At 54.1% G+C, this 20,049-nt stretch carries 24 protein-coding genes; 15 read left to right on the top strand and 9 right to left on the bottom strand.

The features are described from left to right. Nucleotides 1–96: 96 nt before the first annotated feature. The 4 genes from sppA (at nt 97) to ACQG2G_RS08630 (ending at nt 5,112) form a co-directional block, all read left to right on the top strand. On the top strand, nt 97–1,953 hold the full coding sequence (gene sppA, locus ACQG2G_RS08645; protein WP_020690337.1) for a signal peptide peptidase SppA: 1,857 nt from the start codon (nt 97–99) through the stop codon (nt 1,951–1,953). Nucleotides 1,954–2,016: 63 nt separating this feature from the next. Then, nucleotides 2,017–3,033: an asparaginase gene (gene ansA, locus ACQG2G_RS08640; RefSeq protein WP_013097048.1), complete on the top strand. Its 1,017-nt coding sequence runs from the start codon at nt 2,017–2,019 to the stop codon at nt 3,031–3,033. Between the two features lie 9 nt (nt 3,034–3,042). Continuing rightward, nucleotides 3,043–3,684, top strand: coding sequence for a bifunctional nicotinamidase/pyrazinamidase (gene pncA, locus ACQG2G_RS08635; protein WP_058651476.1), 642 nt, complete (start codon nt 3,043–3,045; stop codon nt 3,682–3,684). Between the two features lie 171 nt (nt 3,685–3,855). Beyond that, on the top strand, nt 3,856–5,112 hold the full coding sequence (locus ACQG2G_RS08630; protein ID WP_013097050.1) for a glycoside hydrolase family 18 protein: 1,257 nt from the start codon (nt 3,856–3,858) through the stop codon (nt 5,110–5,112). Nucleotides 5,113–5,172: 60 nt separating this feature from the next. On the opposite strand, the gene ACQG2G_RS08625 is transcribed toward ACQG2G_RS08630, so the two are convergent. Both ACQG2G_RS08625 and msrB read right to left on the bottom strand, forming a co-directional pair. After that, nucleotides 5,173–5,451: a YeaC family protein gene (locus ACQG2G_RS08625; RefSeq protein ID WP_013097051.1), complete on the bottom strand. Its 279-nt coding sequence runs from the start codon at nt 5,449–5,451 to the stop codon at nt 5,173–5,175. A 41-nt stretch (nt 5,452–5,492) separates the two neighbouring features. Then, entirely contained in the window at nt 5,493–5,906 is a 414-nt protein-coding gene (msrB, locus tag ACQG2G_RS08620; RefSeq protein WP_058651475.1) for a peptide-methionine (R)-S-oxide reductase MsrB, read from the bottom strand. Nucleotides 5,907–6,247: 341 nt separating this feature from the next. On the opposite strand from msrB, the gene gapA reads away from it, so the two are divergent. Further along, nucleotides 6,248–7,243: a glyceraldehyde-3-phosphate dehydrogenase gene (gene gapA, locus ACQG2G_RS08615; RefSeq protein ID WP_013097053.1), complete on the top strand. Its 996-nt coding sequence runs from the start codon at nt 6,248–6,250 to the stop codon at nt 7,241–7,243. A 72-nt stretch (nt 7,244–7,315) separates the two neighbouring features. Further along, a complete protein-coding gene (locus ACQG2G_RS08610) occupies nt 7,316–8,200 on the top strand; it encodes a D-hexose-6-phosphate mutarotase (protein WP_013097054.1) in 885 nt (294 codons plus the stop codon). Nucleotides 8,201–8,297: 97 nt separating this feature from the next. On the opposite strand, the gene ACQG2G_RS08605 is transcribed toward ACQG2G_RS08610, so the two are convergent. Continuing rightward, complete coding sequence (locus ACQG2G_RS08605; RefSeq protein ID WP_013097055.1) at nt 8,298–9,044, bottom strand: MipA/OmpV family protein; 747 nt, start codon at nt 9,042–9,044, stop codon at nt 8,298–8,300. Between the two features lie 431 nt (nt 9,045–9,475). On the opposite strand from ACQG2G_RS08605, the gene yeaG reads away from it, so the two are divergent. From yeaG to ACQG2G_RS08590, 3 genes are all read left to right on the top strand, one after another. Beyond that, nucleotides 9,476–11,410, top strand: a complete 1,935-nt coding sequence (gene yeaG, locus ACQG2G_RS08600; RefSeq protein ID WP_013097060.1) for a protein kinase YeaG — start codon at nt 9,476–9,478, stop codon at nt 11,408–11,410. Nucleotides 11,411–11,484: 74 nt separating this feature from the next. Beyond that, nucleotides 11,485–12,768 carry a YeaH/YhbH family protein gene (locus ACQG2G_RS08595; RefSeq protein ID WP_057071578.1) on the top strand — a complete coding sequence of 428 codons (1,284 nt, stop codon included), beginning with the start codon at nt 11,485–11,487 and terminating at the stop codon, nt 12,766–12,768. A 114-nt stretch (nt 12,769–12,882) separates the two neighbouring features. Further along, the gene (locus tag ACQG2G_RS08590) at nt 12,883–13,383 is read left to right on the top strand and encodes a YbaK/prolyl-tRNA synthetase associated domain-containing protein (RefSeq protein WP_013097062.1); all 501 of its coding nucleotides are present in this window, start codon (nt 12,883–12,885) and stop codon (nt 13,381–13,383) included. A 21-nt stretch (nt 13,384–13,404) separates the two neighbouring features. Here ACQG2G_RS08590 and yoaI read toward each other — a convergent pair whose 3' ends face one another. Beyond that, nucleotides 13,405–13,509 (bottom strand): small membrane protein YoaI, encoded by a 105-nt coding sequence (gene yoaI, locus ACQG2G_RS08585; protein ID WP_020690334.1) that lies wholly within the window; start codon nt 13,507–13,509, stop codon nt 13,405–13,407. A 146-nt stretch (nt 13,510–13,655) separates the two neighbouring features. On the opposite strand from yoaI, the gene ACQG2G_RS08580 reads away from it, so the two are divergent. Further along, a complete protein-coding gene (locus tag ACQG2G_RS08580; protein WP_008500737.1) occupies nt 13,656–14,102 on the top strand; it encodes a DUF441 domain-containing protein in 447 nt (148 codons plus the stop codon). On the opposite strand, the gene ACQG2G_RS08575 is transcribed toward ACQG2G_RS08580, so the two are convergent. Next, a complete protein-coding gene (locus ACQG2G_RS08575) occupies nt 14,086–14,877 on the bottom strand; it encodes an AraC family transcriptional regulator (protein WP_038979869.1) in 792 nt (263 codons plus the stop codon). The genes ACQG2G_RS08580 and ACQG2G_RS08575 overlap by 17 nt on opposite strands. Before the next feature lie 99 nt (nt 14,878–14,976). On the opposite strand from ACQG2G_RS08575, the gene ACQG2G_RS08570 reads away from it, so the two are divergent. Further along, nucleotides 14,977–16,152: a CynX/NimT family MFS transporter gene (locus tag ACQG2G_RS08570; protein WP_061771532.1), complete on the top strand. Its 1,176-nt coding sequence runs from the start codon at nt 14,977–14,979 to the stop codon at nt 16,150–16,152. Nucleotides 16,153–16,185: 33 nt separating this feature from the next. On the opposite strand, the gene ACQG2G_RS08565 is transcribed toward ACQG2G_RS08570, so the two are convergent. Further along, the gene (locus ACQG2G_RS08565) at nt 16,186–16,893 is read right to left on the bottom strand and encodes a CTP synthase C-terminal region-related (seleno)protein (protein ID WP_061771533.1); all 708 of its coding nucleotides are present in this window, start codon (nt 16,891–16,893) and stop codon (nt 16,186–16,188) included. Nucleotides 16,894–16,994: 101 nt separating this feature from the next. On the opposite strand from ACQG2G_RS08565, the gene ACQG2G_RS08560 reads away from it, so the two are divergent. Continuing rightward, nucleotides 16,995–17,339, top strand: a complete 345-nt coding sequence (locus ACQG2G_RS08560; RefSeq protein ID WP_060578453.1) for a DUF488 domain-containing protein — start codon at nt 16,995–16,997, stop codon at nt 17,337–17,339. Here ACQG2G_RS08560 and ACQG2G_RS08555 read toward each other — a convergent pair whose 3' ends face one another. Together ACQG2G_RS08555 and ACQG2G_RS08550 are read right to left on the bottom strand one after the other, a co-directional pair. Beyond that, nucleotides 17,340–17,645: a hypothetical protein gene (locus ACQG2G_RS08555; RefSeq protein WP_013097068.1), complete on the bottom strand. Its 306-nt coding sequence runs from the start codon at nt 17,643–17,645 to the stop codon at nt 17,340–17,342. A gap of 80 nt (nt 17,646–17,725) precedes the next feature. Continuing rightward, the gene (locus tag ACQG2G_RS08550) at nt 17,726–17,980 is read right to left on the bottom strand and encodes a putative hemolysin (protein WP_038979863.1); all 255 of its coding nucleotides are present in this window, start codon (nt 17,978–17,980) and stop codon (nt 17,726–17,728) included. Nucleotides 17,981–18,287: 307 nt separating this feature from the next. Here ACQG2G_RS08550 and ACQG2G_RS08545 point away from each other — a divergent pair, with 307 nt between their 5' ends. The 3 genes from ACQG2G_RS08545 to yoaJ are packed head-to-tail and all read left to right on the top strand — an operon-like array spanning nt 18,288 to nt 19,535. Then, the gene (locus ACQG2G_RS08545) at nt 18,288–19,316 is read left to right on the top strand and encodes a sensor domain-containing diguanylate cyclase (protein WP_023622217.1); all 1,029 of its coding nucleotides are present in this window, start codon (nt 18,288–18,290) and stop codon (nt 19,314–19,316) included. Between the two features lie 45 nt (nt 19,317–19,361). Further along, nucleotides 19,362–19,460, top strand: a complete 99-nt coding sequence (locus tag ACQG2G_RS08540; RefSeq protein ID WP_014883431.1) for a YoaK family small membrane protein — start codon at nt 19,362–19,364, stop codon at nt 19,458–19,460. After that, a complete protein-coding gene (gene yoaJ, locus ACQG2G_RS08535; RefSeq protein WP_071830143.1) occupies nt 19,461–19,535 on the top strand; it encodes a protein YoaJ in 75 nt (24 codons plus the stop codon). It begins immediately after the preceding gene. A 54-nt stretch (nt 19,536–19,589) separates the two neighbouring features. Here yoaJ and ACQG2G_RS08530 read toward each other — a convergent pair whose 3' ends face one another. Further along, the gene (locus ACQG2G_RS08530; protein ID WP_008500746.1) at nt 19,590–19,838 is read right to left on the bottom strand and encodes a GlsB/YeaQ/YmgE family stress response membrane protein; all 249 of its coding nucleotides are present in this window, start codon (nt 19,836–19,838) and stop codon (nt 19,590–19,592) included. Nucleotides 19,839–20,049 lie beyond the last annotated feature (211 nt).

Here is a 20,049-nt window from a genome sequence, read left to right as displayed (position 1 = left end):
GATTCCTGCTGACAAGTGGCGGTTGGGTCATTACGATAACCCAACATTACCGTCCAGTGGCGACGGAAACAGTCATTTTCTGGTTAGGGAGAATACATGCGAACCCTTTGGCGAATCTTTGCCGGTTTCTTTAAATGGACGTGGCGACTGCTCAATTTCGTCCGCAACCTGGTGATGAACCTCGTTTTCATCCTCCTGGTGCTGGTTTGCGCGGGCATCTGGATGCACATCAGTAACGCAAACCAGTCACAGCATTCGACGCGCGGCGCGCTGCTGCTCGACATCACCGGCGTGATTGTCGATAAGCCTTCCACCAGCAATCGTCTGGGAGTGATTGGTCGTCAGCTGTTCGGCGCTACCTCGGACCGCCTGCAGGAAAACTCCCTGTTCGATATTGTCGATACCATTCGTCAGGCAAAAGATGATCGCAACATTACGGGTATCGTGCTGGATCTGAAAGATTTTGCCGGGGCCGACCAGCCTTCCATGCAGTACATCGGCAAAGCCCTGCGTGAATTCCGTGACAGCGGTAAACCGGTGATCGCAATAGGCGACAGCTACAGCCAGGGGCAATATTATCTGGCGAGCTTTGCCAATAAAATCTGGCTTTCACCTCAGGGTACGGTCGACCTGCACGGCTTTGCCACGAACGGGCTTTACTACAAATCTCTGCTCGACAAGCTGAAGGTCACCACCCATGTGTTCCGCGTCGGTACGTATAAATCTGCCGTTGAGCCATTCATCCGTGATGACATGTCGCCTGCCGCCCGTGAAGCGGACAGCCGCTGGATTGGTGAGCTGTGGCAGAACTACCTGACCACAGTTGCCAGTAACCGCCAGATTACCCCTGCACAGGTCTTCCCTGGTGCTCAGGGCGTGCTGGACGGCTTGCGCAAGGTTGACGGCGATACCGCGAAATATGCGCTTGATAACAAGCTGGTCGATGCCCTGGGAACCAGCGCGGAGATCGAAAAGTCCCTGAGCAAACAGTTCGGCTGGAGCAAAGAGGATAAAAATTACAGCGCGATCAGCATGTACGATTACGCGGCGAAAAAGCCGGATGAGAGCGGTGACAGCGTTGCGGTTGTCTTCGCCAATGGCGCAATCATGGACGGTCAGGAGACTCCGGGGAACGTCGGGGGTGATACCACCGCGTCGCAGATCCGTGACGCGCGTCTTGACCCGAAAGTGAAAGCGATTGTGCTGCGTGTGAACAGCCCGGGGGGCAGCGTCAGCGCCTCTGAAGTGATCCGCGCCGAGCTGGCCGCTGCGCGTGCAGCAGGTAAACCGGTGGTGGTTTCCATGGGCGGCATGGCGGCTTCCGGCGGTTACTGGATCTCAACCCCGGCTAACTACATCGTCGCTAACCCAAGCACCCTGACCGGATCAATTGGCATCTTCGGGGTGATCAACACGGTAGAGAACAGCCTGGATTACCTGGGTGTACATACGGATGGTGTGGCCACTTCACCGCTGGCGGATGTGTCGGTAACCAAATCCCTGCCACCTGAAGTGTCCGAGATGATGCAGCTCAGCATTGAGAATGGCTACAAGCGCTTTATCACGCTGGTCGCTGACTCGCGTAAAAAGACGCCGCAGCAGATCGACGAGATTGCTCAGGGCCACGTCTGGACAGGACAGGATGCGAAGAGCAACGGCCTGGTCGACAGCCTGGGTGACTTTGATGACGCGGTGAAGAAAGCCGCCGAACTGGCGAAGCTCAAACAGTGGCATGTTGAATACTATCAGGATGAGCCGTCGTTCTTCGATATGGTGATGGACAGCATGTCCGTCTCCGTGCGCGCCATGTTGCCGGAAGCGCTGCAGGCTTATCTGCCAGCGCCTGTCGCCACGGCCGCTAAAGCGATGAAAGCGGAAAGCGATAAGCTCGCGGCGTTTAATGATCCACAAAGTCGTTACGCGTTTTGCCTGACCTGCGCAAACGTACGTTAAACCCCGTCCCCTCTTCCGGTGAAGAGGGGATTTTTTTCTTTTGAAGAACAAGAAATCACTACCATGCAGAAGAAATCGATTTATGTAGCCTACACTGGCGGTACCATCGGGATGCAGCGCTCTGAAAACGGCTATATTCCTGTGTCCGGTCATCTTCAACGTCAGCTTGCCCTGATGCCGGAATTCCACCGCCCGGAAATGCCTGACTTTACCATCCACGAGTACGAGCCGCTGATGGACTCCTCCGACATGACGCCGGAAGACTGGCAGCATATCGCGGATGACATCAAAGCCCATTACGACCAGTACGACGGCTTTGTGATCCTGCATGGTACCGACACCATGGCCTTTACCGCCTCGGCGCTCTCCTTCATGCTGGAAAACCTGAGCAAACCGGTGATTGTAACCGGCTCGCAAATTCCGCTGGCGGAACTGCGCTCGGATGGACAGATTAACCTGCTTAACTCCCTCTATGTGGCGGCGAACTACCCGATTAACGAGGTCTCGCTGTTCTTCAACAACCGTCTGTATCGTGGCAACCGTACCACCAAAGCGCACGCCGATGGGTTTGACGCCTTCGCCTCACCAAACCTGCAACCGCTGCTGGAAGCGGGTATTCATATTCGTCGTCTGGGCACGCCGCCTGCGCCGACCACCTCAGGCGAGCTGATCGTTCACCCGATCACTCCGCAGCCGATCGGTGTGGTAACCATTTATCCGGGCATCTCTGCTGATGTGGTGCGTAACTTCCTGCGCCAGCCGGTAAAAGCGCTGATTTTGCGCTCCTACGGTGTGGGTAACGCGCCGCAGAACAGTGAATTCCTGAAAGAGCTGCAGGAAGCGAGCGAGCGCGGGATTGTGGTGGTTAACCTGACGCAATGTATGTCCGGCAAGGTCAATATGGGCGGCTATGCCACCGGTAACGCTCTGGCGCATGCGGGGGTGATCAGCGGATTCGATATGACCGTCGAGGCCACACTGACTAAACTTCATTATTTACTGAGTCAGGATCTGGACATCCAGTCCATTCGCAGCGCCATGATGCAAAACCTGCGCGGCGAACTGACCCCGGACGAATAAGGAGGCCTCATGAAGCAACGCGCCCTGTTACTGGTCGATTTGCAAAATGATTTCTGCGCGGGCGGCGCACTGGCCGTCGCAGAAGGTGACAGCACGGTCGACGTGGCCAATACCCTGATTGACTGGTGTAAATTGCGCGGTGAAGCCGTTGTCGCAAGCCAGGACTGGCATCCGGCCAACCATGGCAGTTTTGCCAGCCAGCACGGCGTTGAACCCTTCAGCCAGGGTGAGCTCGACGGTCTGGCGCAAACCTTCTGGCCCGATCACTGCGTGCAGCAAACGGAAGGCGCCGCGCTACATCCGCTGCTGAATCAGAAAGCCATCGACGCGGTGTTTCATAAAGGCGAAAACCCGGCTATTGACAGCTACAGCGCCTTTTTCGATAACGGACATCGTCAGAAAACGGCGCTGGACGCGTGGTTACGTCACCACGAAATCACCGAGCTGATTGTGCTGGGTCTGGCAACCGATTACTGCGTGAAGTTTAGCGTGCTGGACGCGCTCCAGTTGGTTTATACGGTCAGCGTCATCACCGACGGCTGTCGCGGGGTGAACATTCAACCGCAGGACAGCGCGCAGGCGTTTATGGATATGGCCGCTGAAGGCGCGACGCTGTATACGCTGGCAGACTGGCTGGAGACGCAGGCGTAGTCTTTTATGCCGGGGGGCGGCTTCGCCTTTCCCGGCATTTCCACTCCGATCCCCATAAAGTGAACTCCCTCGCATCACCAGCGAAGCGGCAATGCTATGCTTTTCAGGCTGTTTTTTCGCCACGCTTTTTCTGTGGCGTGGTTATTTTTATTCTGTCAAAGAGGAACACCTATGAAACGTTTGCCATTGCTGGCAGCTTTACCCTTGCTTTGCGCGTCAGTTGCTTACGCCGCTCCCCTGATGTCCGTGGGCTACTTCAACGGCGGTGGTGATGTCACTGCCGGACCCGGCGGCGATATCAATACGCTTGATGTCCGCCAGATCACCCACCTGAACTATTCGTTTGGCCTTATCTACAATAACGAAAAAGACGAAACCAACGCCGCACTGAAAGATCCGGCGAAGCTGCATCAGATCTGGTTATCTCCGAAAGTGGCGTCCGACCTGGCGCTTATCCCACAGCTTCGTAAACAAAACCCGAATTTAAACGTTCTGCTTTCCGTCGGCGGTTGGGGTGCCCGTGGTTTCTCGGGCGCAGCAGCCACCAAAGAGAGCCGCGCGGTGTTTATCCGCTCGGCGCAGGAGATTGTTGAGAAATACGGTCTGGACGGGATCGACCTTGACTGGGAGTACCCGGTAAACGGCGCATGGGGGCTGGTCGCAAGCACGCCTGCAGACCGGGATAACTTCACCTTCCTGCTGAAAGAGCTGCGTGCCGCCTTCGGGCAGAAAAAACTGGTCACGATTGCGGTTGGGGCCAATGCGGAAAGTCCGAAAAGCTGGGTCGATGTGAAAGCCATTGCTCCCCTTCTCGACTATATCAACCTGATGACCTACGACATGGCGTACGGCACTCAGTATTTTAACGCGAACCTGTATGACTCCAGCGCCTGGCCGACCGTGGCGGCAGCAGATAAATACAGCGTTGATTTTGTGGTGAACAATTATCTGGCCGCGGGGCTGAAGCCACAGCAGATGAACCTTGGGATTGGTTTCTATGGGCGCGTACCAAAACGCGCTGTAGAACCGGGCATTGACTGGAGCAAGCCCGATGCGCAAAACAATCCGGTGACACAGCCTTACTTCGGCCCTCAGGAGATCGGGTTGTTCAGATCACTCGGTTATGACCTGACCAAAGATACCTACGTGAAGTACAACGATATCGTGAAGAAACTGCTAAACGACCCGCAAAAGCGCTTTACTGAACACTGGGACGACCAGGCGAAAGTGCCGTGGCTTTCCGTGAAGGGCGCCGACGGGAAGGATCTGTTTGCCCTCTCATATGAGAATCCACGTTCCGTCGCTATCAAAGCGGACTATATCAAAGAGAAAGGTCTGGCAGGCGCAATGTTCTGGGAGTATGGGGCGGATGATAATAACCAGTTAGCGAAGCAGCTGGCAGAGTCGCTCGGGATCTCGCACAAGTAGTGAGGCAATCAAACCCTCTCCCACAAGGAGAGGGTTGAGTGAGGACATCAACCTACACCGTTATTGTATTTTCATCGTCGCAATCGGCTTTGGCGTGATACCAAACTCTTCCTTCAGTTCACGCTTGCTCTTCATCACCATCTGGCCGTTGGTATCGATTGTCATGTGCTGCGCATCGGTATTGTTGCGCGCCTGCCACAGCATGACCAGCTGCAGGCTGTTCTCTTTTTGCTCCGGGGTTAAGGCAACACCATCAGGCCATTTCCCCAGCTCAACGGCGGTGACCAGACGCTGATAAACTTCCGGCGTCATACCGTTAATCATGTCATCAATATTCACGATCTCTCCCTTTCAAAGGAATAATTTGCTGAATCGTTTTTTCAACCTTTAATCTGGTCGCCGTTTTCATCGTCGCTAAAGCTCAGAGAAGCCGAGTTAACGCAGAAACGCTCGCCCGTTGGCTGAGGGCCATCCGGGAAGACATGCCCCAGGTGCGCATCGCAGTTGTCGCAGCGAATTTCGGTACGCACCATCCCGTGCGACGAGTCAGTTAAGTAGCGGATCGCGTCATCACTCACCGGCTCGTAAAAGCTCGGCCAGCCGCAGCCAGAATCGTATTTCGTTTGTGAATTGAACAGCGGGGCGTCACAGACCAGGCAATGGTATACGCCATCGCGTTTGTTATGCAGTAAACGCCCGGTAAATGGCGGCTCCGTGCCGTGATTCTGCGTCACGTAAAACTGCATTTCTGTGAGGTTTTTTTTCAAATCGTCAGGGTTACGTTGGTTCGACATATGCTTACATCTCGCTGTAGAAACAGACACCTTTTAACCCGGATTCTAACAAAACATTAACACCCTTGCGTGCACTTTTGATCTAAACTTATGTGTCGCGAAAAGGCGGTCAGGCAATTGTGATCATGCTCACATATTTATCCTGCGAGGCCTTTAAAATTCCGGGCGCAGCCCCCATGTGGTTGCTAGCTCAAAGGGAAAGTGAGGCGAGTCAGTCGCACAAACGTTAGTCACAGGATTGATTTGTCGCAATGATTGACACGATTCCGCTTGACGCTGCGTAAGGTTTTTGTAATTTTACAGGCAACCTTTTATTCACTAACAAATAGCTGGTGGAATATATGACTATCAAAGTAGGTATCAACGGTTTTGGCCGTATCGGCCGTATTGTTTTCCGTGCTGCTCAGAAACGTTCTGACATCGAAATCGTTGGTATCAACGATCTCCTGGACGCTGAATACATGGCGTACATGCTGAAGTACGACTCAACTCACGGTCGTTTCGACGGCACCGTTGAAGTGAAAGACGGCCACCTGGTTGTTAATGGCAAAACCATCCGCGTTACTGCTGAGAAAGACCCAGCTAACCTGAAATGGAACGAAATCGGTGTTGACGTTGTTGCTGAAGCAACCGGTATCTTCCTGACCGACGAAACTGCGCGTAAACACATCACCGCGGGTGCGAAAAAAGTTGTTCTGACTGGTCCTTCCAAAGACAACACCCCAATGTTCGTTCGTGGTGCTAACTTCGAAACTTACGCTGGCCAGGATATCGTTTCTAACGCATCCTGCACCACCAACTGCCTGGCACCGCTGGCAAAAGTTATCAACGACAACTTCGGCATCATCGAAGGTCTGATGACTACCGTTCACGCGACCACCGCTACTCAGAAAACCGTTGATGGCCCGTCTCACAAAGACTGGCGTGGCGGCCGTGGCGCGGCTCAGAACATCATCCCATCCTCTACCGGTGCTGCTAAAGCGGTAGGTAAAGTACTGCCAGAACTGAATGGCAAACTGACTGGTATGGCGTTCCGCGTTCCAACTCCTAACGTATCCGTTGTTGACCTGACCGTTCGTCTGGAAAAAGCTGCTTCTTACGAAGACATTAAGAAAGCAATCAAAGCTGCTTCCGAAGGCCCAATGAAAGGCGTTCTGGGTTACACCGAAGACGACGTTGTATCTACCGATTTCAACGGCGAAGTATGCACTTCCGTGTTCGATGCTAAAGCAGGTATCGCACTGAACGACAACTTCGTTAAACTGGTATCCTGGTACGACAACGAAACTGGCTACTCTAACAAAGTACTGGACCTGATCGCTCACATCTCCAAATAAACTGGAATGAGTGCTTGATCCAAAAAGGCGACTTCGGTCGCCTTTTTTATTTATAAGACAGAGGATTGCTTAATGATTAATAAAATTTTTGCACTTCCGGTAGTCGAACAACTTACCCCTGTGCTCTCCCGTCGCCAGATTGATGGCGCTGATGTTATCGTCGTTGACCACCCGCGTGTGAAAGCCTCCGTTGCGCTGAACGGCGCCCACCTGCTCTCCTGGAAACCGGAAGGTGAAACGGAAGTGCTGTGGCTGAGCGATGCGACCTCTTTCAAAAAAGGAGCGGCGATCCGCGGCGGCGTGCCTGTCTGCTGGCCATGGTTTGGGCCGTCAGCGCAGCAGGGACTGCCTTCTCATGGTTTTGCCCGCAACCAGCAGTGGACCCTGAAAGCGCATAACGAAGATGATAACGGTGCCGTGCTGACCTTTGAGCTTCAGGCCAATGACGAGACCCGTGCGCTGTGGCCGCACGAGTTTACCCTGTACGCCCGCTTCAAGCTGGGTAAAACCTGCGAGATTGAGCTGGAAGCGCACGGCGAGTTTGAAACGACCTCTGCCTTGCACACCTACTTCAACGTGGGTGATATCAGCGCGGTAAAAGTGAGCGGCCTTGGCGATACCTATATCGACAAAGTGGACAATGCAAAAGAAGGGAAACTCAGCGACGGCGTGCAGACCTTCCCTGACCGTACCGACCGCGTTTACCTGCATCCGGAAGCGTGCAACGTGATCCACGACAGTGCCCTCAACCGTGGCATCGAAGTGATTCACCATCATCACAGCAACGTGGTGGGCTGGAACCCAGGTCCGGCACTCTCAGTGAGCATGGCCGACGTGCCCGATGACGGTTACAAAACGTTTGTCTGCGTTGAAACGGCCTGCGTCACTACGGCGCAAAAAGCCAGCGAAGAAAAACCGTCTCGCTTAGGGCAGACTATTCGCATTGTGAAGCGCTAAGCCTTTGACGCGGTATGGTTATGACCGCACCAGCACAATGCAAACGGGGCGCAAGCGCCCCGTTATAATGCAAAGATTGCACTGTTTTGATGCACAATCAGAACTTGTAGGTCACACCGACAGAGAAAATACCCGCCCAGGACTTGTCGACCATTGGGCTGTCTTTCACTTCGTCGCTCAGACGCTCGTAACGGCCAGTACCGTATACGTTCCAGTCACCCAGGAAGTTGTAGCTCGCGGTCAGCTCCAGGTACGGATCCCAACCATCATCTGCGCTGTAGCTCTTCAGACCGCTACGACGGGATTCATTCTTAGAAACGCCATAGTAGTAGTCGTTGTAGTTCTCACTGTTGTACTGCACACCAATACCTGGCGTCAGCGTTAACGCACCGTTCGTGTAGCGATAGAGCCACGCCAGATCCCAGATAAAGCCGTTGCTGTTATCCAGCGTGTCTCCCGCCAGCGCGGTACGCAGGAAGCCATATTCGGTGTTATGCACATAAGAGAGACCCGCCATCATGGTGCTCTTACGCTTGTCGAGTCGACGCAGGGCGTGGCTGTCGCTGTCACCCGGTTTGAAGTGCGTCGGATCGTAGTAGGCCATAATGGAGAGCTTATCGGCCGTATCGTTCCACAGATAGTAGCCGCCGCCGAGTCCACGGAACCAGAAGTTATCGCCTTCATAGGTGACAACCGGAACGGGATAAACATCACGATCATACTGTTTATACGGGCTGTTAATGACGCCAACGCCCGCACCTACCGTCCACTGGCTTTCCGCCTGTGCGGTGCTAACTGCGGTCGCGGCGAGTACGCCCAATGCCAGAAGTTTGAGTTTGGTCACAATCCATTCTTTCCTGTAGTCAAATAATCAGCGGGAGAAGTGTAACCGCCAGACCCGTACTTCCCCAAATTTTTTGCCTGCTAATCAGTTTGATTAACCCGTTATTTTTCATTTTTCAGATGACAGGCCGTTTTCACTTCTGTGACCGCAGGGTGAAAAATGCCCGTATGACATATAACGGCAATGGATATTTTTGGATGAGTTATTGATATGTCATTGAAATTAGATTTTATCAGCATGCAAGTTTTGCAAATGCCATCTACGCTTTAATTTAAGAAGAGTTTTCCTGCACGCCCCGCGGTTCTTAGCGTCTGACCTGGCACACAGGTTGCTGCTCTGGCAGTGAGGTGCGAGAGATTCTCTTCCGGGAGCCTCCACTACTCATACGAACGGCTCTTATCCTGTGCTAAAAAACGAAAGGACGGCATGCCATGAATATATTCGATCACTATCGCCAGCGCTATGAAGCTGCCAAGGACGAAGAGTTCACACTGCAGGAGTTTCTTACCATCTGTCGGCAAGATCGCAGTGCCTATGCCAACGCGGCAGAACGGCTATTGATGGCTATTGGTGAGCCAAACATGGTTGATACTGCCCAGGAACCACGGCTTTCCCGTCTCTTTTCGAATCGGGTGGTCGCCCGATACCCGGCGTTTGAAGAGTTCTATGGCATGGAAGATGCCATCGAGCAAATCGTCTCCTACCTGAAGCATGCTGCTCAGGGTCTGGAAGAGAAGAAACAGATCCTCTATTTACTCGGCCCGGTGGGTGGCGGTAAATCGTCGCTGGCTGAACGGCTGAAATCGCTGATGCAGCGCGTGCCTATCTATGTGCTGAGCGCCAACGGTGAACGCAGCCCGGTGAACGACCATCCGCTGTGCCTGTTTAACCCGCAGGAAGATGCGCAAATTCTGGATAAAGAGTACGGCATTCCGCGTCGTTATCTCGGCACCATCATGTCGCCGTGGGCGGCGAAACGCCTGCATGAGTTTGGTGGCGATATCACCAAATTCCGCGTCGTGAAAGTGTGGCCATCCATTCTGGAGCAGATCGCCATCGCCAAAACGGAACCGGGTGATGAGAACAACCAGGACATCTCGGCGCTGGTCGGGAAAGTCGATATCCGTAAGCTGGAAAATTACGCCCAGAATGACCCGGATGCCTACGGCTACTCCGGCGCACTGTGCCGGGCAAACCAGGGCATTATGGAATTCGTCGAGATGTTTAAAGCACCCATTAAAGTGCTGCATCCACTGCTGACGGCCACCCAGGAGGGGAACTACAACGGGACGGAAGGTATCTCTGCCCTGCCGTTCAACGGCATCATCCTGGCGCACTCGAACGAATCCGAGTGGGTCTCCTTCCGAAATAACAAAAACAATGAGGCGTTCCTTGACCGTGTGTACATCGTTAAAGTGCCTTATTGCCTGCGGATCTCCGAAGAGATCAAAATTTACGAAAAACTGCTTAACCACAGTGAGCTAATGCATGCCCCATGCGCACCGGGCACGCTGGAAACGCTGTCGCGCTTCTCCATCCTGTCGCGTCTGAAAGAGCCGGAAAACTCCAGCATCTACTCCAAAATGCGCGTGTATGACGGGGAAAGCCTGAAAGATACCGACCCGAAAGCGAAGTCGTATCAGGAGTACCGCGATTACGCGGGTGTCGACGAGGGCATGAACGGTCTGTCCACACGTTTCGCGTTTAAGATCCTCTCCCGCGTGTTTAACTTCGACCATGCGGAAGTGGCGGCCAACCCGGTCCACCTGTTCTATGTGCTGGAGCAGCAGATTGAACGCGAGCAATTCCCACAGGAGCAGGCGGAACGTTACCTTGAGTTCCTGAAAGGTTATCTGATCCCGAAATATGCCGAGTTCATTGGCAAAGAGATCCAGACGGCCTACCTGGAATCCTATTCAGAATACGGCCAGAACATCTTTGACCGTTACGTCACCTATGCTGACTTCTGGATCCAGGATCAGGAGTACCGCGACCCGGATACCGGACAGCTGTTTGACCGTGAATCCCTGAACGCGGAGCTGGAAAAAATAGAGAAGCCTGCCGGGATCAGTAACCCGAAAGACTTCCGTAACGAGATTGTGAACTTCGTACTGCGTGCCAGAGCGCATAACAACGGTCGTAATCCGAACTGGACCAGCTACGAGAAACTGCGCACGGTCATCGAGAAGAAAATGTTCTCTAACACCGAGGAGCTGTTACCCGTCATTTCGTTTAACACCAAAACCTCAACTGACGAGCAGAAAAAACACGACGATTTTGTCGACCGTATGATGGAAAAAGGCTACACCCGCAAACAGGTTCGTTTGCTGTGCGAATGGTATCTGCGCGTACGGAAATCGTCTTAAAACAAGTGCCCGGTGGCGTTTAACGCTCACCGGGCCGACAAAATGCAAGTTGGCAAATGCAGTACGGGGGGTATATGACCTGGTTTATTGACCGGCGTCTGAACGGCAAAAACAAGAGCATGGTGAATCGCCAGCGCTTCTTGCGCCGTTACAAAGCGCAAATTAAACAGTCGATCTCCGAGGCCATCAACAAACGCTCGGTAACCGACGTCGACAGCGGCGAGTCTGTCTCCATCCCCACCGATGACATCAGCGAACCGATGTTTCATCAGGGGCGTGGCGGCCTGCGCCATCGCGTACACCCAGGTAATGACCACTTCGTTCAGAACGACAGAATCGAGCGCCCACAAGGAGGCGGCGGCGGTTCAGGAAGCGGTCAAGGACAGGCCAGTCAGGATGGTGAAGGTCAGGATGAATTCGTCTTTCAGATCTCAAAAGATGAGTATCTCGACCTGCTCTTTGAGGATCTGGCGCTGCCTAATCTGAAAAAGAACCAGCACCGTCAGCTTAACGAATACAAAACCCATCGCGCGGGTTATACCGCGAACGGCGTACCGGCCAATATCAGCGTCGTTCGTTCGCTGCAGAACTCGCTGGCGCGGCGCACGGCCATGACGGCCGGTAAACGGCGGGAGCTGCGCGAACTGGAAAGCAGCCTGAAGGTGGTAGAAAACACAGAACCGGCGCAACTGCTGGAAGAGGAGCGCCTGCGTAAAGAGATTGCCGAGCTGAGGGCGAAGATTGAGCGGGTACCGTTTATTGATACCTTCGACCTGCGCTATAAAAACTACGAAAAACGGCCGGAGCCTTCGAGCCAGGCTGTCATGTTCTGTCTGATGGACGTCTCCGGTTCAATGGACCAGGCCACCAAGGATATGGCGAAACGTTTTTACATTTTGCTCTATCTGTTCCTGAGCAGGACCTATAAGAACGTGGAAGTGGTTTATATCCGCCACCACACCCAGGCCAAAGAGGTGGATGAACATGAGTTCTTCTACTCGCAGGAGACCGGCGGCACCATCGTATCGAGCGCCCTGAAGCTGATGGATGAGGTGGTGAAAGAGCGTTACGATCCGGCTCAGTGGAACATCTATGCTGCGCAGGCGTCGGATGGCGACAACTGGGCGGATGATTCGCCGCTGTGTCACGACATTCTGGCGAAGAAAATTTTGCCGGTGGTGCGTTACTACAGCTATATCGAAATCACGCGTCGTGCTCACCAGACGCTGTGGCGTGAATATGAACATCTGCAATCGATGTTCGATAACTTCGCCATGCAACACATCCGTGACCAGGATGATATCTATCCGGTGTTCCGGGAGCTGTTCCACAAGCAATCGGCCACCAGCAATGCCTGACCACACAGCCAGCGACACGCTGGCTGTTTTCTTTCCCTTTCGTCCATCCCCTTCGCAAAAAGATCTGTGCTACTGTTGGAAACTGCGTATTGGCAGATAACAGGTAAACTGACTATGTCTGATGAGGTTAAGGGTACGGCTACCCACCAGCAACTCATTTCGCTGTTAACGCAGCAAGGTGCGCGCTTTCGCGTGATGGAGCACGAGGCCGTAGGAAAATGCGAAGCGGTAAGCGAAATCCGCGGAACCGATCTGGGGCAAGGCGCAAAAGCGCTGGTCTGCAAAGTGAAGGGAAACGGCGTAAAAAAACACGTTCTGGCAATCCTGGCCGCTGACCAGCAGGCCGACCTGAGCCAGCTTGCCAGCCATTTCGGCGGCTTAAAAGCCTCTCTCGCAAGCCCGGCCGAAGTCGATCATCTGACCGCCTGCGTGTTTGGCGCTATCCCACCGTTTAGCTTCCATCCGGATCTGACGCTAGTCGCCGACCCGCTCCTGTTCGAGCGTTTTGACGAAATCGCGTTCAACGCCGGTCTGCTGGAAAAATCCGTGATCATGGATACCCAGGATTATCTGCGCATTGCCCGCCCTGAACTGGTGACGTTTCGTAAAGCGTGACCGTGATGGCTGACGCCTCTGTCAGCCTCTCTTTTCCAGAAACAGAACTGATGCGATCAAAATCACCGCAATAGCGAAAAACGATGAGGAGATAATCAGCGTTTCAACAAACATGTGATCGTTCATCTTTAGCGACCCTTTGCGATGCCTGATGCCGTTTTATCCCCTGCAAATGACACGGATATGACAATCTCCTATTTTTTTTAAAACACTGTCGTTAGCCGTTTTTCCGCGTAAAGTAAGCAGGCTTATTATTCTGGCAAGGACTCCTCATGTTTGACCCTACTCTGCTTATTCTACTGGCACTCGCTGCACTCGGCTTTATCAGCCATAACACCACCGTCGCCATCTCGATCCTGGTGTTGATCATTGTGCGCGTCACCCCGTTAAACACTTTTTTCCCGTGGATAGAAAAACAAGGCCTGACGATCGGGATAATCATTTTGACCATTGGGGTGATGGCCCCCATTGCCAGCGGCACGCTTCCGGCCTCAACGCTGCTGCACTCGTTTGTTAACTGGAAATCACTGGTGGCTATCGCGGTGGGGATTTTCGTGTCATGGCTGGGTGGTCGCGGCGTCACGTTGATGAGCAGCCAGCCCTCGCTGGTGGCTGGCCTGCTGGTGGGAACGGTGCTTGGCGTGGCGCTCTTTCGCGGCGTTCCGGTGGGCCCGCTCATTGCCGCCGGGCTGGTTTCGCTGTTTATTGGGAAGTCGTAGTCAGGCTGGCAATATAGCGCGCAGGCGTTTGCCCCAGCCCCTTTTTAAACATCGTAATAAAGGCGGTGGTGGAGTCATAACCAAGTGACTGCGCAACCTGCTGAACTGACTTCCCGCCAATCAGCAGCTGCAACGCCACAATCAACTGCAGCTGATGACGCCAGCGGCGAAAGCTTAAGCCCGTCTCTTTGACCACCAGCCGCGCCAGGTTGCGCTCACTCATGGCAAAGTGGTTCGCCCATTGCGCCAGCGTCTGCCACGCGGCGGGCTCTTCCGCCATCTTTTCGCTCATCAACCGAATTTTAGGATGAGGGGAAACGGGCAGCTGTAAATGTTCCTGTCGCTGGAGCGGCAGTTCATCAAACAGCACATCCACCAGACGCGAGGTGGTGGCAAGCGGCAGTTGCTCACGCGTTTTTCCCGCCAGCGACAGAATCAGCTCCCGCACCAGCGGCGATATTTTCAGGGTACAGCACCGGTCCGGCAGACTGACGGCACCAGGTTCAATAAACAAAAAGCAGAGCTGCGCGCCTGGCGTGGCCCTGTTGCTGTGGGGCATCTGCCCGGGGATCCACACGGCATACTGGGGCGGTACCATCAGCATGGCATTTTCTACCTCACAGGTGATTGCACCACCCAGCGCCAGAATCAGCTGCCCTTTGCGGTGCTGATGGAGCGGAATATATTGCTCCTGCGCTACCACGCGGATGCGAAACGCGACCGCGGCATCGAATTGGCTATCGGGATCGTAGCCGTCGAGTCCCAGACCGTTCATCAGGTTGTCCGATATTAGCGATAAACTGTCATTTTAGCCTGATTTCAACCACGGCGAAAATCGGTATTGTGTGCGCTCGCCTGAACGTATGAGAAAACAATGACTACTGCTACTCGCAAAGGCGCGCTGCTGATCGCCGGCATTCTGATGATTGCCACGACGCTTCGCGTCACCTTTACCGGAGCAGCGCCGCTGCTCGATACCATTCGCCTTGAATATGGATTAACCACCGCGCAAACCGGCCTGCTAACCACCCTGCCACTATTAGCGTTTGCCCTTGTCTCGCCGCTTGCCGCGGGCGTAGCACGGCGTATCGGCATGGAGCGCAGCCTGTTCCTCGCCCTGCTGCTGATCTGCGCCGGGATTGCCGTGCGCTCTCTGCCCTCCGCGGCCCTGCTGTTTACCGGCACGGCGGTGATCGGTTGCGGTATCGCGCTCGGGAATGTGCTATTACCGGGCTTAATCAAACGCGACTTTCCCGGCCAGGTTGCCCGCCTTACCGGGGCCTATTCCCTGACGATGGGCGTTTCGGCGGCGCTCGGTTCGGCGCTGATTGTTCCTCTCGCCCAGGGAGCCGCAGGCTGGCATGGCGCGCTGCTAATGCTGATGATCTTTCCCCTGCTGGCGTTATTGCTCTGGCTGCCACAGTGGCGCCAGAAGCAGGTCGCTACAGTGACCGGTGCAGGAGCGCTGCACAACCGCGCCATATGGCGTTCTGCCCTCGCCTGGCAGGTGACGCTCTTTCTCGGCATTAACTCGCTGATTTACTACGTCATCATCGGCTGGTTGCCCGCGATATTACTCAGCCACGGCTACAGCGAAGCGCAGGCGGGCTCCATGCACGGGCTCTTACAGCTGGCCACGGCCATTCCGGGCCTTGCCGTGCCGCTGATCCTGCATCGCCTGAACGATCAACGCGGGATCGCCGGTGCCGTAGCCCTGATGTGCGCAGTGAGTGCGGCCGGTTTCTGGTTTGCACCGGCTTTTGCGGTCGTGTGGACGCTGGTGTTTGGCTTTGGCACCGGAGCAACGATGATCCTCGGTCTGACGTTCATCGGCCTGCGCGCCAGCTCTGCCCATCAGGCGGCGGCACTGTCCGGTATGGCGCAGTCGATTGGTTATCTGCTGGCCGCCTGCGGGCCTCCGCTGATGGGAAAAATTCACGATACCGCCGGTGACTGGCAGATCCCCCTTCTGGCCTGCGCGCTGGCCTCGGTGGTGATGGCCATCTGCGGCATGCTTGCCGGGCGAGACCGGGAGATCACGCCACGCTAAAAACAGTGGCAGACCTGACGGTCTGCCTGTTATTTATCCCCGTGCCGCACGCAGCATCGCCTGTACTAACACCACCGGACGCCCCGCCATCGCAGCACGCTCGTGCTGGAATAAGGTAATCACGAAGAACGGATGGGTGACCAGCTCTGCGGCACGGATTTCCCCCTGCTCGTCCCAGCCCGTCACGCGCATATCACCGCTCTCCAGCTCCTGCGCAAATTCCGGGGATACGCCGTAGTTGCAGTGATATCCCTCTTCAATTTCCGGCTTGCCGTAGGCTTTCGCAATAAGCGTGTTGTTACGCAGTTCAATCGCATCGGTTTTTTCCACCAGCGAGCAGGTCAGCGGCGCAATCACCATTGAGCCTTCGGTGTCCGTTTCGGCGTGCGCCGCATCGCTCCAGCCGAGCACATTACGCGCATACTCAATCAATGCATGCTGAAAACCGCCGCAGGTGCCGAGAAATGGAATGCTGTTTTCGCGCGCGTAGCGTGCAGCGATAAAGGCGGCTTCGGTGTTTTTGTAGGGGCTTGCAGGAACCAGCCAGATGGCATCGTAACCCACCAGATCTTCAGGGCTGGTCAGCTCCGTCGTCGCAAGCCAGTCGTAATCAGCGGTGAGATCCAGTACTGCAGCAGCATCATCAATGGCCAGCGGGATCGCCTGGTGCGCAATCACATCGGGATTGTAATCGCCAACCAGCGCAATGCGCAGCGTCGTTTTAACCGGGAGGTGTTCCATGAAAGGTTCCTTATGCCAGAGTATTATCAGATAACATAAGGAACCTCAGACTACCGATCTTCTGCAATAATCACAATACCTTAAATTGGGAGGGGGAAATGATGATTCAGTGCAAGCGCGTCTATGAACAGGCAGCCCCGGAGGATGGTTATCGGGTGCTGGTGGACAGACTGTGGCCGCGAGGGGTGAAAAAAGCAGACCTTGTGCATAATGAATGGTGCAAGGCGCTCACACCTTCTGACGGGTTACGTAAGGCCTTTCACAGTGAAACCATTGATTTCGCTGCCTTCAGCCAGGCGTATCGGGAAGAGCTGGCGCAGCATAAAGACGAAGGTTTGCGTCTTGCAACCCTCGCGAGACAGCAAACCTTAACCCTTCTCTACGCCGCGAAAAATACCGAACAGAATCACGCAATAGTCTTAGCCGACTGGCTGCGCCATTTGTGATTAACTTGCCGTCAGCGCATCGAAGGTTTGCGGTGCCTCATCCGGCGTGAGCGGCAGCAGATGTTCGGCGCGCACAAACGCAAAACCGTGCTGATTATCAAAGGCGTAGACATCGCCAGTTACCAGCCAGAGCGCGCGATCCGCTGTCGCAGGCAGCTGCGTCATCACGCCATTAACCGGGTTAACAAAGCGCTGGCCGGGCTGGCAAAGGCCAAACAACTCAACGGATTTACCCACATTGCGACGGCCTGAGGCCGTGCGGGCACCAATGATCAACGCCATGCTGCCCGGTTTAAGCTGAAACATACTTCTCTCACGATAACGGTGGCCAGAAACTGGCTAAGAATAATCCTAAAGAGAAGTGTATCGCAATCTTTGTCCTGCTGTCACCTGGCGGGTTGCGGATGATCGCGGCGGTAGAGCTCCCATTCGTCGATCACTTCGCCACCGGGCAATTTACACTCCGTACGCACGCCCTGCGGGCTCTGGATTGGGATCTGCTCTCCCCCTTTTTCCAGACAATAGACAGAGGCAGGGTTAGCCATCCCCACCCTATGCGGCGGCGGTGGGGCAACAGGTGGAGACGTTTTTGTGGTACAGGCCGCCAGGGGTAGCGCGAGAGCCAAAAGCAGAAATCTCATCGTGTTGATCCTTTTTACATCATCAGAAGATAAGGGTAACGGGTCGCCGTCGCTTTCTCCATCATTTCTCCATTTTAACTGCACTTTTCAATACTATAGTGAGGCGTGTTCTCCTTATGACCAGAGAACATCATTCCGTAATCAAGATGTCTTTGCCCCGGTCTCAACAACGGGGCCTTTTTCTCCCCTGCCTGCTTCTGGTGGATATATAAAATTTTCACCATTCATGTTTTACTATGGCTGAAGTCGAAATTTTCAGCATAACATGCAGATGCAGACGTCTTGTGCATGGGAGTCAACCTACGTCATGTCAGATATCATCCTGGCCCGAGTGTCAGAAACGCTCACCACGGAACAATCCCTTGAAAGTCTCGTTCGCCAGTTGCTGGAGATGCTGGAACTTGTGACCGAAATGGAGTCGACCTACCTGACGAAGGTCGATATCAATGCCCGTCTTCAGCATATTTTGTATGCCCGAAACAGTAAGCAGATGCAGATCCCGGAGGGACTAAGCGTGCCCTGGGGCGATACATTGTGCAAACGTGCGCTGGACAGTGACACCATTTTCAGTAACGAGGTTCCTGAACGCTGGGCGGATTGCGACGCCGCGAAAGCGCTCGGTATTACCACGTACATGAGCGTGCCGGTTCACCTGGCGGATGGTTCCCTGTACGGCACACTCTGTGCGACCAGCACGGAAAAGAAGCTGCTCAGTGAACGCGGCGAACACGTGCTGAAACTCTTTGCCGGGCTGATTGCCCAGTATATTCAGAAAGAGTCGTTGCTTTCTCAACTTCGAGAAGCGAATGCAGCGCTCATCGCCTACTCCTTTACCGACGTTCTTACCGGTTTACCCAACCGCCGCGCCATCTTTGAAGATCTCAACACTCTGTTTTCTTTAGGCCGCCACCTTAAACGCAACGTAATTATCGCTTTTATCGATCTGGATGATTTTAAACGGATTAACGACCAGTACGGGCATGAAGCAGGCGATCAATTCCTCATTGAAGTCGGCAAACGTCTGTCAGATGAAAAGACCGAAGACGAGATTATCGGCCGCCTGGGGGGCGATGAGTTCCTGGTAGCCTGCCTGAGTAAAGCGGAAAATCAGGCTGATGAGGGTCAGATTAACCAGCTCAGGGCACGGCTTCGCGACCGGATTGCCGGCCAATACGGGTTGGGCAGTGTGAGTATTGTGTACCCGGGTGCAAGCCTGGGAGTTGTCGAAGTTGATCCTGCCGGGATGGATCCGGACAGCGCATTACGCGTCGCGGATGTTGCGATGTATCAGGATAAAAAGGGTAAAGGCAAAACGCGCTTTCACGTTTTGGATTAACCCCGTACACTCTACGGCATTCTGAAAACCAAAACAGGTGATGGCATGAGAATAGGGATCCTCTTCCCGGTCGTTATTTTTATAACGGCGGTGGTTTTTTTAGCATGGTTTTTTGTCGGTGGTTACGCGGCTCCGGGAGCATAAATGAGAAAAACCACCCTCATTATGCTGCTCGTCGCCATCGTCGCCGTTGCTGGCACGCAATTTGGCTGGTGGTAACACCGCAACGTAAAAAGGCCGCCATCTGGCAGCCTTTTTTAACGCTTATCAAACTTAGCTTTTGATTTTTCTGTAGATAAACAGAACAACCAGCGCGCCGATCACGGCGACAGCAAAACTGCCGAAGTTGAAACCGTCAACTTTGCCAAACCCGAACAGCGTACTGATCCAGCCGCCGACGACCGCGCCGACAATACCCAGTATCACGGTAACGATAAAACCACCGCCATCTTTGCCCGGCATGATCCACTTCGCCAGAATACCCGCAATAAGCCCAAAGATAATCCAGGATAAAATTCCCATAACTTTCCTCTCTGTATGGTTTTTGTCATTAAATCAACGACACAAAAAGGATAGCACAGGATCCGGGAAAGGAAATTTGTGATTAGTATCACAGCGAGAGAGTGCGCATTTAGTATCCAAAACCGCACCACACGAAATGTGGGGTTGCAACTTAAGATGAGAAAGATTATCTTTCTCAACACTGAATAGTTGAGTTAAACGCTCAGGTATT

The organism is Enterobacter cloacae complex sp. 382A5 (assembly GCF_050031095.1).
Lineage (GTDB): Bacteria > Pseudomonadota > Gammaproteobacteria > Enterobacterales > Enterobacteriaceae > Enterobacter > Enterobacter cloacae.
The sequence above is the reverse complement of the archived record's forward strand: the minus strand, read 5'-3'. Positions and strand labels throughout refer to the sequence as shown.

Bases quoted from the DNA above. Each gene is read 5' to 3' on its own strand.
- ACQG2G_RS08530 (WP_008500746.1), bottom strand. From the start codon at position 19,838: ATGGGAATTTTATCCTGGATTATCTTTGGGCTTATTGCGGGTATTCTG.
- ACQG2G_RS08630 (WP_013097050.1), top strand. From the start codon at position 3,856: ATGAAACGTTTGCCATTGCTGGCAGCTTTACCCTTGCTTTGCGCGTCA.
- ACQG2G_RS08595 (WP_057071578.1), top strand. From the start codon at position 11,485: ATGACCTGGTTTATTGACCGGCGTCTGAACGGCAAAAACAAGAGCATG.
- msrB (WP_058651475.1), bottom strand. From the start codon at position 5,906: ATGTCGAACCAACGTAACCCTGACGATTTGAAAAAAAACCTCACAGAA.
- ACQG2G_RS08560 (WP_060578453.1), top strand. From the start codon at position 16,995: ATGATTCAGTGCAAGCGCGTCTATGAACAGGCAGCCCCGGAGGATGGT.
- ACQG2G_RS08610 (WP_013097054.1), top strand. From the start codon at position 7,316: ATGATTAATAAAATTTTTGCACTTCCGGTAGTCGAACAACTTACCCCT.
- yoaI (WP_020690334.1), bottom strand. From the start codon at position 13,509: ATGAACGATCACATGTTTGTTGAAACGCTGATTATCTCCTCATCGTTT.
- ACQG2G_RS08545 (WP_023622217.1), top strand. From the start codon at position 18,288: ATGTCAGATATCATCCTGGCCCGAGTGTCAGAAACGCTCACCACGGAA.
- gapA (WP_013097053.1), top strand. From the start codon at position 6,248: ATGACTATCAAAGTAGGTATCAACGGTTTTGGCCGTATCGGCCGTATT.
- ACQG2G_RS08555 (WP_013097068.1), bottom strand. From the start codon at position 17,645: ATGTTTCAGCTTAAACCGGGCAGCATGGCGTTGATCATTGGTGCCCGC.
- ACQG2G_RS08565 (WP_061771533.1), bottom strand. From the start codon at position 16,893: ATGGAACACCTCCCGGTTAAAACGACGCTGCGCATTGCGCTGGTTGGC.
- ACQG2G_RS08540 (WP_014883431.1), top strand. From the start codon at position 19,362: ATGAGAATAGGGATCCTCTTCCCGGTCGTTATTTTTATAACGGCGGTG.
- pncA (WP_058651476.1), top strand. From the start codon at position 3,043: ATGAAGCAACGCGCCCTGTTACTGGTCGATTTGCAAAATGATTTCTGC.
- sppA (WP_020690337.1), top strand. From the start codon at position 97: ATGCGAACCCTTTGGCGAATCTTTGCCGGTTTCTTTAAATGGACGTGG.
- ACQG2G_RS08580 (WP_008500737.1), top strand. From the start codon at position 13,656: ATGTTTGACCCTACTCTGCTTATTCTACTGGCACTCGCTGCACTCGGC.
- ACQG2G_RS08550 (WP_038979863.1), bottom strand. From the start codon at position 17,980: ATGAGATTTCTGCTTTTGGCTCTCGCGCTACCCCTGGCGGCCTGTACC.
- ansA (WP_013097048.1), top strand. From the start codon at position 2,017: ATGCAGAAGAAATCGATTTATGTAGCCTACACTGGCGGTACCATCGGG.
- yeaG (WP_013097060.1), top strand. From the start codon at position 9,476: ATGAATATATTCGATCACTATCGCCAGCGCTATGAAGCTGCCAAGGAC.
- ACQG2G_RS08570 (WP_061771532.1), top strand. From the start codon at position 14,977: ATGACTACTGCTACTCGCAAAGGCGCGCTGCTGATCGCCGGCATTCTG.
- ACQG2G_RS08590 (WP_013097062.1), top strand. From the start codon at position 12,883: ATGTCTGATGAGGTTAAGGGTACGGCTACCCACCAGCAACTCATTTCG.
- ACQG2G_RS08575 (WP_038979869.1), bottom strand. From the start codon at position 14,877: ATGAACGGTCTGGGACTCGACGGCTACGATCCCGATAGCCAATTCGAT.